Below are 11,587 nucleotides of genomic sequence, written 5' to 3'. Positions count from 1 at the left end.
TTACGTCTATTGAGATTGCAGTAAATAGTCAGTCGGTGATACGCCGACTCGACTTTTAAACATCGCACTAAAAGCACTAGGACTATCGTATCCAATCAGAATCGCAGTATCTAAGACGCTTTTGCCGCTAGCAAGATACTCCAAAGCCAATAATAAGCGCTTCCGCCGCAACCATTCAGCGAATGTTAGCGACATTTCTTGCTGGAACTTTCGAGTAACAGAACGCTCACTGATCCCTAAAATATGAGCACCATCGGCATTTGTCCAATCATGAGCAATACGCTGACTTATGTGCTCACACAAAGAAACCAAAGCATCGGAACTTGGCGACGGAACATAAAAAGACACGTTCGATAAACGCCGTAATTCGTCTAAAATCAGCTCAACAATTCGCTCATCACGTCCCCCTGAAACAATATCATCAGGAAGTTCTAACGCTTCAATAATCAGTGCCTTTAACAACATAGAGACATCAATGACAGAGCAATCATGGGGCAAATCGGCCCGCGCAAGAGGATCAATAAACAAGGTTCTGACTTTTACCAAACCGGTCATAGAAAGACTGTGTTCCACTCCAGCTGGAATCCACATTCCTCGATTTGGAGGAATAACCCAACTACCCAAACGAGTCTCCACACGTATCACACCACTTAACGTGTGAATCAGCTGTGCGCAGTTATGAGCATGATAAGGCTCAAATTTACCATGTTCATAATCTTGTGCGTAAGCCACAACACTATTTGGTAAATGATTGTTTTGAAACAACACGCAGCTCTCCTAGAAACTCATCGATCATTCAATCGAGTGTACCTGTGAATAAACAGATCTCAACACATGCTGTTAGACTATTTAAAAAACCACAATAACAAGCTTGATTTATTGCATTCCAGCACCCAAAATACTGTTTATATATACAGTATTTTGGGTATTTTTATGTCGGCTTCTTTTACCAATAACAGCGATCAAAACGGCGAAAAATCTCCTTTAAATAATCCTATCAAGGGGCGCGGCACAGCCAATAATATGGCGGGGCGCTTTGCTATTACGCTGGTTGAAGTAGATGAAAACGACGAAGCTATTGCCTTATTGGAAACCTCTTCGCCTAAGACTGAGGTTCGTCATGAACGCGCCAAAAGCATTATTAGTCGCAATTCGTCTCCTGATATTCCTTTTCGCCTGTCGGTGAATCCTTATAAAGGCTGCGAGCATGGCTGTGTGTATTGCTTTGCTCGACCCACTCATGCCTATTTGGATTTATCGCCAGGGTTGGATTTTGAAACCAAGCTGGTTGCTAAAACGAACGCTCCGTTTTTATTTGAAGAAGAACTGGCGCATCCTAATTACCGCTGTGAACCCATTGCATTAGGCATCAATACAGATGCTTATCAACCCATTGAAAAGCAGCTCAAGATCACTCGTCAATTATTGGAAATCGCCTTGGCGCATCATCAGCCAATCTCGCTAATAACCAAAAGCACTTTGATACTCAGAGACATTGATTTGCTCACGCAAATGGCAGAGAAAAAACTGATTCATGTAGCGATCAGTGTGACGACGCTCAATAACGATTTAAAGCGTATTTTGGAACCCAGAACAGCGTCTGGAAAAACACGTTTACAGGTGATTAAAACCTTACGAGAAGCAGGCATTCCGGTTTCGGTTCTTGTCGCGCCGGTGATTCCTTTTATCAACGATAACGAGCTTGAAGAAATCGTCGCTGCTTGCGCGGAAGTTGGCGCACAATCCGTCAATTACATCATGTTGCGTTTGCCTCATGAGGTTGCGCCTTTGTTTTCGGACTGGCTCCACCAGCATTACCCAGATAGAGCAGAACACGTTTTGCAGCGCCTTATGGATATGCGCGGTGGCAAACTCTACAACAGCCAATTTGGCAAACGCATGACGGGAGAAGGTATTTTCGCGGATTTAATTAATCAACGATTTCATATCGCACGACGCAAACATGGGCTGGATAACCATCGCTTGAGCTATTTGGATTGTCGCCACTTTTCGGTTCCGCCAAAAGAAGGCGACCAGATGGCGTTGTTTTAGTAACTTAAGCAGTCTGATTAACGCAAAATTCCCCTAAGAGCATAACTCTTAAGGGAATTTGAATGTCGAGTCTTTGTTTCGAGAACAACTATAGTTTGTTGTTAAATTGGCCCACCGCATCAACGACTTGTCTTGCACCGATCTGAATATCATTCATCACATTACCCGCTTCGGTAGAAAGGTCTAATGCCTTATGAGCTTTATCCATGCTTTCTTCAATAAGAGATACGGCTTTTTCTGTCAGGTGTTTATTCTCACCTACAACCTTGATAATTTCTTCGGTGGCCGAGCTTGTTCTAGAAGCAAGTTGTCTAACTTCATCAGCCACCACAGCGAAGCCTCGGCCTTGCTCGCCTGCTCGCGCCGCTTCTATTGCAGCGTTCAGAGCAAGCAAGTTGGTCTGATCTGCAATACCGCGGATACTTTCTACCAAAGCAGCCACTTTTAATGACTGAGTATTGAGTTCAATTATTCCTTTGCTAGCACTGCTCATTTGCACTGAAAGTTCATCCATGGTCTGAATAGTAGATTCTAAAACACTCATCCCTTTCAACGTATTTTCATCTGTTTTCTTTGAAATATCATAGGCAATTTTGGAAGTCTCAGAAATCGCAAACTCCCTCTCCATTTGCTCGGTGATCACCGTTGCTAGCTTGATGACTTTGTACAATTTTCCGCTGTCATCATGAACAGGGTTATAAGAAGCTTCTAGCCACACCACATTACCTTTGCTATCAAATCGCTTAAACCGATCGGAAACAAATACACCGGATCGCAACTGTTTCCAGAAATCCTGATATTTTGAAGACTCAACTTCTTTCGAATCACAAAACATTTTGTGATGTTTACCAATAATTTGGCTTTTTGAATAGCTCATACTATTAAGGAAGTTGTCGTTAGCATTTAAGATGATGCCATCTAGACTAAATTCGATCACTGCAGACGAGCGGTTCAATGCAGCTAACATGTCTTCAACTTCTTTAGATTGAGAAATCGTTCGCGTAAGCTCAGCAGAGTAGACTTCTAATATCACGCGCCCATCTTCTGCTTGTTTTCTTGGCTGGATAATCGAACGATACCATGCTTCATGACCTTTTTTGGTCTCTAGCTGTAAAGCGCCATGCCAGTGCTTCTTCCCACTAATAGCAGCCAACATTTTTTGACAATGATCTTTGTCTAAAGACTTGCCAAGAATGAAATCTTGAATATTTTTACCTGTTAATTCAGCTTTTTCGAAACCACAGGACTTTATGAAAAGCGAGTTTGCATCGACTATTTTTCCGTCTGATGTCATAGCGAAATACAGCATTTCCTGTCTAAGATCGGCTTGAGTCTCTTGAAAGGAAACAAGTTCTTTTTCCAATTCAGTAATTCGGGTCAATAATTTATTGTTACCAAATAACATTTACTTCTTCCTTAAGTATCTCAATTCAATTTTTATTAAAGAGTAGCGGATGTTTTACACGAACACGACATTATTTTTTCCGCATAAAGAAAAAAACAATCCTATTTGGACTAATACATTATGTACGTCTGCTAATTTCGTTCATAACCAAGCCTTTACTCTATTTACGCAACCAGAAAAAGAAGCGTTTTTGTAAACTCCCCAAAATAAAGCTCATAATTGGTACTATAACAATCGTCATGATCAAGAGTCTGATTGGTAAAGAAAAGTCGCTAATATAAGGAGTTAGTAAGGGGAAAAAAATATTCAATAGTGGGTAGATAGATACCCAAACGAGTAACATCATCTTCCATTTTTTAGGGGCAACTTTCATTAACTCTTGCCTTGTTGGTTCATTAAGCATCAATGAGTCTAATTGACTATTTTTATCGTTTATCATGATTTTTCCTTTTTAAACATCCAATAAAATGACAGGCAGCAAGCTACCAATGCCCCAGCTACAAGCCAGGTAAACATGCCAACATACCCCGTGCGATCGAGAATTATGCCAGCAGAAATAGGCACCAAAATACGAGACAAAGAAAATAAGCTGGTCTGTAAGCCATAATCGCTGGCAGACAAATGCGGACGACTGTGAATCATAATCAAGCCAAACAACACGCCAGATGAAAGGCCAAGCGCAATTGCCACAACAAACACAGCACATATAAGACGCCAATCCGACCACTCCATAGCGACAGCAAGACACATTCCTAACAATGCAATCACATTCATCACAGAAAAGGCGAATAAGGCTCGATAAGGTGATATACGAGCAATACACAGGCTATAACAAAAACCAGATATCGCTGCGAACACACCACTGCAACTAGCAATCCATGCAATGCTATCTATGCTCAGTCCAAGATCTAACATAACGGGTTTAAGATACAGCCAAGCAGCACCAATAAAAGGAAAGTAGAGCACAAGGATAATGTTCCACATCACCATATCGGGTCGTTGAAAATAACCTTTCCACATGACAAAAAGCGACCCTCGTGATGTAACTGTTGAGGGATTTTCTGAATTAAAACTTTCACTTTCTATCAGCGGATAACGAACATGGGCTATATACAACAGAACACCACAAAGCAAAGCCATTAAGCCGAAGATATAAAATGGCCATGCCCAACCAAAACGTGAGTACACCAATAGCATGGCTCCCCCACCAACAACCGAAGCTAATGCCGTCACAGCCGAACGTATAGCGCCTGTTTTAGGTCGTTCATTTTCTGGGAATCGCTGAATAGCAAACGCATTAATAGGCACATCCAGCCAAGACGTTATCAAGGTGGTACACACGGCAATAACAAACAGTGTCTTAAAAGTTGTTATTTCAATATCCGCTAGAGATAACATCGTCAGACAACCAATGAAGCCGCCACCAAGCAATACACTCCACTTAAGATAGTTCGACTGCCGAAAACGAAAAATATCAATCGGCGATGCCATTAAAAATTTAAGCATGACTGGCAGACCTGATACTTGAAACAAGCCAATTTCTGTTCCACTCCAACCATATTCTCTCATCATCAATGGCACACCAAGATAGAGGTAAATTGATGAAGCCGTCAGAGTGAAATTACACCATCCAATAACCCAATGGAGATAAAAGTAAGGGGATTTCATCACTGTACTTTTCTCCCACAATAAAGCCACACAGACGACATTGGGAAGTCTGTTATTTCCTCTGATTGCAGAACGTCTAACCCGTTTTGATCTAACAACGCAGCAATTTCACCTTGCTTTGGTAGATAGTTGCCTTTCATAACCATAGGTAAATAAAAGGGTAAAACACCTTCACACTGTTTCTTTTCAGCGGTTTGCTCGGCATGAAGAATCAATAAGATGCCATTCGGTTTAAGTAACGCCGAGATCCGTTTTATCGCTGCATTAGCATCGTCTAAAAAATGCAATACAGAAGAACACCAAATCAAATCAAATTGCCCATTTGGTGATTGTTTATTCAAATCCCCCGCCTGCACTTCAATACGATGCTCCAACCCTTCCGCCATGATATTTTTGTATGCGACTTTTACCGTTTCAGGGAAATCAAATAACACGCCAGTGGAGTTTGGAAAGCGTCGTGCAAGTGACAGAGCAACCAACCCAGGTCCGCCACCTAAATCTAAAAAATGCAGTGGTGTTTCTTCAGCAATAGTCACGTTTAGCACACGATCAAGAATACGATCGAGCGCTGGTACAGTCACCGCACGCTGCTCTTGAAAAATCTGCGCTTTAGCTGCTTTTGCCCATAATGGCGCCATCTCTGAAGATAAAGCGTTACGATTCTTTGGCACATACAGTAGTGCTTCAAATTGTTCAGTAAAGTGTCTTAACGTTTGAAAGCGAAATTGCAAAGCTTGCGAACAATCCATTGCTGAAACACTCGTCATATAACGTTTTGCTAAAGCACTCGTTATATATTTATTATCAATAGCTGTATCAACGCAGCCCATACTCCATAAGAGGTCTATCCATCCCTTGATATTCGTTGATGGCATCGCCAATTTATGAGCTATCTCTTCTATCGAGCAAGGCTCTAACAATAGATCAAACAAAGATCGAGATAACGCAACTTCAAGCGCTTTTATCTTCACTTGAGAACCGGCCAGATCCCAAAACTTTTGCAACTCATGACAATCCAACTCATGACAATCCAACTTAGTCATATCCATACCTCCGTTAAAGCTCCAAAGTAAATTTCACGCCATATTCTCTTGGCGGGCTGTAAACTGTCACGTAGCCGTTTTGATAACCAACAGCATCATATTGACGGTCTTGCAGATTATTAACATACGCTGACAAAGAGGCCTTATCCGTCAGTGGATAACTCGCGGAGACATGGACAAGCTCATAACCTTTTTGTTGATACTTGTTCGCCGCATCAAGATAGACTGCACTGCTTCCAACTAAACTAGCTGCCACAGACCAACCACCTACATCCTCATAACGCAGCGATAAATGGCCATTCATTTCAGGAGCAAAAGGATTTCGATTACCTGAATAGTCATTGTTACCATCAATAAAACGATCGAAGCGTGTTTTACTCCAAGCCACACCAATCTCTGTGCTCCAACTTTCATTGAAGTAATACTCAAGAGAGGCTTCAAAACCATCTGAAGTAGCATCAGCTGCGTTAGTCAAATAAATCAAACCTACGGTTGGCATCTGACTAACTTGCATATTTTTTATATCCATATGATAGGCAGACAGGGTGTAACGTAGCGGTTTATCTGATAGATCGCCCTTTAACCCAAGCTCAAAACTTTGGTTTTTTTCTGGATCATAAGATGAATAATTAACGGCCGGAGAAACAGTATTAAAACCACCAGAGCGAATCCCTTCTGCATAGCTGGCGTAAAGCATATGGTCAGAATTAATATCGTATTTTAGAGTTAACTGAGGCGTTAGATCAGTCCAACTTTCAGACTTTTCTTGTGCGATAGAAGGATTTAGCTTTACCTCGTCTCGCGAAGCTCGAATACCCGCAATAACTGAAAGATCCGAGCTGATCGGCATTGTCCAATTTGTGAAAAGCGCATAGGAATTACCCGTTTGCTGGGCTTGTAAATCACTCAAACCAAAAAAAGTTTTGGACAGCGTACGCAAATCATGATCTTGGCGTTCTAAATAAGCACCAAATAACCAGTCTGCTTCACCCAAATTTCCTTCTAAACGAAACTCTTGGGATAAAGTCCGAAGATGATGATCTCGACCAATATAAGTACGTTCTGCTGGTTGAAAATCCGTATCTTGCTGTACTTTATCTCTATAATCGTTATACGCCGTGACCGAGTTAAGACGCACTCCTGATGGCAATTCATGATTGGCATTAATCGAGAACGTTTGACCCACCGAATGATTCCAGCTGTCGGTTGCTGATGCTACTGTGGCCCGTTTTCCACTGGGTGCCCCCCATAACATCGCACCATCGTCATAGGCTTGTCGGCGATAACGAACAACCACGTCTGTCTTGTCAGAGATTAACCAACGTAGTCCTGCATTTAAGTTCCGCCGTTCTTTATCATCAGCCTTGCTTCCTTTCGTGGCATTATCAATAAAACCATCTTGTTTAAGAAACTCCCCTGATAAGCTGATATAGACCTCATCTTCAACCAAGGTCTGGCTAGTTGAAAGCTGCACCCTTTGTTTATCTCGACTGCCAGCTTCAACGCCCAATATTGTCCTATCTTCCCCAACGAGATCATTACTAAAGATAGAAATCACACCAACTTCAGCATTGCGACCATACACGGTTGATTGTGGGCCACGCAGCACCTCAACTCGATCGATATCAACAAGATTATTTTCGAACCCCTGAGCTGTTAACGTGGGTACACCATCAACCATTAGCAAAGTAGAACTAGACAGCGCATTAAAATTTGCCGTCAAGCCTCTAATAACAGGCGAGTTAATACCAGACTGCCCAAATGGTTGAAAGCTCAAACCAGCAACTCGACCTTCCAGTTTCGCTAAGCTATCTACGCCATCTTGCTGCAATACTTCGGTATCGTAGACAGTTGCATGCGGTGTTGCTTTCGATAAGGTTTGCTGCTTTTTATCCGCTGTCACCATCAATTCAGGTAACAACGTCGTACTTTTTTGTCCTGTATCTTCTTGAGCAAGAACAGATACAGGAAGCAGCGCTAAAGCACCGATCATTAACTCAATTTTGGATAATGTTTTTTGTTTCATCTCAATCTCTCTTTCTCGTAATTAATTCTTTACGCTATAGAGAAAGATGATAATATTGATTGAGATTGATTATCATTTAATTACTTATTCATTTCGTTAAAATTCATATTCAATACGTTCAAATTGCATAAAGAGCGGGAAAAATCATGGCCTTTCTAGTGAATAAAAATGCATTAACAGCTGTCACAAACCTTCAATCTGGTTGGCAAAGACAGGCTATTTCTTCTCAATTAGGTGAATGTTATATAGACCGGTTTGTTATAGAACCTGGACTATCTATTGCTTATTCTCGTTACACACCAACGCAAGATTTAATTGAAGAAAGCACCATAGAAAAAGACTCATCGACGCTTAGTCTTACTTATGGTTTAGAAGGGTATTCTCGTTATCAGCCAAAGCAGAACAATACTGAAGATTTCATTTTTGAACCCAATTACACCACTATTACTACCTTTGGTAATAGCTCGGGAAAACGCGTATACACCGCGAATAAAACCACCAGCCAATTAAGAATATTAGTAGACGGTAGTGTCTTTAAACGCTACCAAATCCCATTCGAGTTTCAGGCAGACAAAATTCCTTTACCTCGCCAACATCAACATATAAAAACGTCTAAAAATACCCAACACTATATAAATAGACTGATACATCTAGCGTTATCTGCTCATACTGAACGACCTTTAGAAAAAAATATTCTGGTGCTCAACTTACTTAGCGAACAGCTTGAGCGACTTCAAACAAACACTATGATCGAACCCCAAAGTCTAGGCACTAGCCTTGAGGATGAACATAAAATCGCGCAAGCTCGGTTGTTCATGATTCAACATATGAGCCAACCTTTGAGCATTGCTTTTATCTGTCAAAAAATTGGAATTAGCGAAAGCAAACTTAAACAAGGGTTTAATGCCATTTACAATACCAGCCCTTATAAATTGCTATTAGAAGCCAGAATGCACAAGGCATGGGAATTACTCACATCAGGCTATCAGGTAGCTCAAACAGCCTATGCAGTAGGTTACGAACACCCATCCAATTTCAGCGCGGCTTTTAATCGCTTTTATGGCTGCCCACCAAAGTCTATAACTTCATCAAAATAAATAAAAAAACGTTATGTAAATCACACATTAACGTTTATAAACAAGATTCCGATTTCCCCCTTTTTATTGGAACCTATTTGCATGCCTAGTGATGACTTTATCGATCTGCTCAAACTGCTCATTCGCGCACCCAGTGTGGTTGGCGCAGAGCATTCATTTTTCCGTGTTTTACAACGCGAACTGGAAGAGCGAGGGGCAAAAGTCACTTGGTACGAAGGTTTGTTGGTTGCCCAAGGCAGCGATCCGTTTAGTACCATGTTTTCAGCTCATATAGATCGTCATGGTTTGGTGTGTACTGGCCCAAATGAATTCCAATACGCAGCGTTTGTTTCGGCAAACCGCACTGACTTATTGAACAACTCAGTTTCTGAAGAGTTGATGACCAAGGTCACAGAACGTTTCAACCATGAAGAGATCTACGCCTACGAGCCTTGGTCTGGCGTATACCGTGGCAAAGGAACCATTAAAAGCTCTTACGTTTGTGAATTCCGTAACAACTTAATTTTCGAAACCGAAGGATTAGAAGGTGTTGTGGCCGGAACACCAATCGCCTTTAAAGACCAATTACATGTGGTCGACAATCGCTTGGAAGGCCAGCTTGATAACGTTATTTCTGCCGCGGCTTTGGTACATCTTTTTGATCATGGCTTTAAAGGCACCGCCTTTTTTACCGCGCAAGAAGAAGCCGGAAAAAGCTGGCGCTATTTGCTTGAATGGTTCCGTCGCTTTGGTGGCTCGACCAACCGTTTATTCGTAGTGGATACCAGCCCTTTCCCGAATCTTGATGCTGCCAATGAACAACTGCTGGTACTGCGAGAGAAGGACGCCAACGCCACATTTAATAAAGACAGCACAAAACTCCTCGAAGAATTGTGTGAAAAAAATAACATCAGTTACCTGTATAAAAACCGTTACGTGGAGAACGAAAACGCCAAACGTGCTGAGCAAGGCTTACCACCAAGCTCCCTTGGTAGTACAGAGCTTGGCCGCATTATCGCCGCATCAAATGGCTTGGTAGATGGCACGACCATTCAAATCCCAACCATTGGTTACCACACCATGCACGAGTCGGCAGCGGTGGAATCGGTGGACGCCTTTATTGATATGCTAAAAGTTGTGTCGAATATTTAGATTCTCCAGATTCTATTTATTACTATCTGAAGCAACACATAAAAATCCCGTTTCGATGCATGAACACGAAGCGGGATTTTTTTATAGATTAAAACAAATCAATACTACAAAGAGAGCTCTTTTCTAATGATCTCTGCACCTGCCGTTAAGGCATGTAGCTTGCCTCTTGCTACCGCACGAGGCAGCGGAGCCATACCACAGTTAGTACAAGGGTAGAGCTTGTCTGCATCGACAAACTGCAGGGCTTTGCGCAGAGTATTGGCCACTTCTTCTGGTGTCTCTATGGCATGGTTCGCCACGTCGATTGCGCCGACCATGACTTTTTTGCCGCGAATAAGTTCGAGCAATTCCATTGGCACATGAGAGTTATGACACTCCAGTGAAATTATATCGATATTGGATTTTTGCAGCTTAGGAAAGGCTTCTTCATATTGTCGCCATTCAGAGCCAAGCGTCTTTTTCCAATCAGTATTGGCTTTAATGCCGTAGCCATAACAAATATGTACTGCGGTTTCGCATTTAAGGCCTTCAATGGCTCTTTCTAACGTCGCAATACCCCAATCATTGACCTCATCAAAAAACACATTAAATGCTGGCTCATCAAATTGGATGATATCCACACCCGCTGCTTCTAACTCTTTGGCTTCTTGGTTGAGAATTTTGGCAAATTCCCACGCGAGCTTTTCGCGGCTTTTGTAATGATCATCATACAGCGTATCAATCATGGTCATTGGTCCTGGTAACGCCCACTTAATCGGTTGATTGGTTTGTTGACGTAAAAACTTAGCGTCTTCAACAAAAACGGGCTTGATGCGGCTAACCGGGCCAACGACAGTAGGAACGCTCGCATCATAGCGATCACGAATTCTTACCGTCTGACGGTTCTCAAAATCCACGCCACTAAGGTGTTCAATAAAGGTGGTAACGAAATGTTGGCGTGTTTGTTCGCCGTCACTGACGATATCAATGCCCGCTTGCTGCTGCTCTTGTAACGAGATACGCAGTGCATCCTGTTTACCATCAATGAGTTGATCTCCTTCCAGCTTCCAAGGAGACCAAAGTGTTTCTGGCTCTGCAAGCCATGTAGGTTTAGGCAAGCTGCCTGCCGTTGATGTTGGTAGTAGCGTGTTATTAGTACCTGTTTTTTCAATAACTGTTTTCATAA

Annotated in this window: 10 protein-coding genes; 3 read left to right on the top strand and 7 right to left on the bottom strand. The window is 42.0% G+C overall.

The window, feature by feature from the left end:
• Nucleotides 1-6: 6 nt before the first annotated feature.
• Nucleotides 7-768, bottom strand: a complete 762-nt coding sequence (locus B6N13_RS00440) for a helix-turn-helix transcriptional regulator (RefSeq protein WP_169458113.1) — start codon at nucleotides 766-768, stop codon at nucleotides 7-9.
• Between the two features lie 165 nt (nucleotides 769-933).
• On the opposite strand from B6N13_RS00440, the gene B6N13_RS00435 reads away from it, so the two are divergent.
• Nucleotides 934-2,052, top strand: a complete 1,119-nt coding sequence (locus B6N13_RS00435; RefSeq protein WP_169458112.1) for a PA0069 family radical SAM protein — start codon at nucleotides 934-936, stop codon at nucleotides 2,050-2,052.
• 88 nt (nucleotides 2,053-2,140) lie between these two features.
• Here the strand turns inward: B6N13_RS00435 and B6N13_RS00430 are convergent, their stop codons facing one another.
• The 5 genes from B6N13_RS00430 to B6N13_RS00410 form a co-directional block, all read right to left on the bottom strand.
• Entirely contained in the window at nucleotides 2,141-3,457 is a 1,317-nt protein-coding gene (locus B6N13_RS00430) for a PAS domain-containing methyl-accepting chemotaxis protein (RefSeq protein ID WP_169458111.1), read from the bottom strand.
• Between the two features lie 160 nt (nucleotides 3,458-3,617).
• Nucleotides 3,618-3,896, bottom strand: a complete 279-nt coding sequence (locus tag B6N13_RS00425) for a hypothetical protein (RefSeq protein WP_169458110.1) — start codon at nucleotides 3,894-3,896, stop codon at nucleotides 3,618-3,620.
• Nucleotides 3,893-5,125: an MFS transporter gene (locus B6N13_RS00420; protein ID WP_248280206.1), complete on the bottom strand. Its 1,233-nt coding sequence runs from the start codon at nucleotides 5,123-5,125 to the stop codon at nucleotides 3,893-3,895. Before B6N13_RS00420 ends, B6N13_RS00425 begins: the two co-directional genes overlap by 4 nt.
• Complete coding sequence (locus tag B6N13_RS00415) at nucleotides 5,125-6,168, bottom strand: class I SAM-dependent methyltransferase (protein WP_169458108.1); 1,044 nt, start codon at nucleotides 6,166-6,168, stop codon at nucleotides 5,125-5,127. Before B6N13_RS00415 ends, B6N13_RS00420 begins: the two co-directional genes overlap by 1 nt.
• Nucleotides 6,169-6,181: 13 nt before the next feature.
• The gene (locus B6N13_RS00410) at nucleotides 6,182-8,194 is read right to left on the bottom strand and encodes a TonB-dependent receptor (RefSeq protein ID WP_169458107.1); all 2,013 of its coding nucleotides are present in this window, start codon (nucleotides 8,192-8,194) and stop codon (nucleotides 6,182-6,184) included.
• 146 nt (nucleotides 8,195-8,340) lie between these two features.
• On the opposite strand from B6N13_RS00410, the gene B6N13_RS00405 reads away from it, so the two are divergent.
• Both B6N13_RS00405 and B6N13_RS00400 read left to right on the top strand, forming a co-directional pair.
• The gene (locus B6N13_RS00405; RefSeq protein ID WP_169458106.1) at nucleotides 8,341-9,291 is read left to right on the top strand and encodes an AraC family transcriptional regulator; all 951 of its coding nucleotides are present in this window, start codon (nucleotides 8,341-8,343) and stop codon (nucleotides 9,289-9,291) included.
• A gap of 81 nt (nucleotides 9,292-9,372) precedes the next feature.
• Nucleotides 9,373-10,422: a peptidase M42 gene (locus B6N13_RS00400; protein ID WP_169458105.1), complete on the top strand. Its 1,050-nt coding sequence runs from the start codon at nucleotides 9,373-9,375 to the stop codon at nucleotides 10,420-10,422.
• 104 nt (nucleotides 10,423-10,526) lie between these two features.
• Here B6N13_RS00400 and B6N13_RS00395 read toward each other — a convergent pair whose 3' ends face one another.
• Nucleotides 10,527-11,585, bottom strand: a complete 1,059-nt coding sequence (locus B6N13_RS00395) for a methionine synthase (protein ID WP_169458104.1) — start codon at nucleotides 11,583-11,585, stop codon at nucleotides 10,527-10,529.
• Nucleotides 11,586-11,587 lie beyond the last annotated feature (2 nt).

The organism is Marinomonas sp. UCMA 3892, assembly GCF_012726345.1.
Taxonomy (GTDB): domain Bacteria; phylum Pseudomonadota; class Gammaproteobacteria; order Pseudomonadales; family Marinomonadaceae; genus Marinomonas.
Note: the sequence above shows the minus strand (reverse complement) of the source record. Positions and strands in the feature narration are given on the sequence as shown.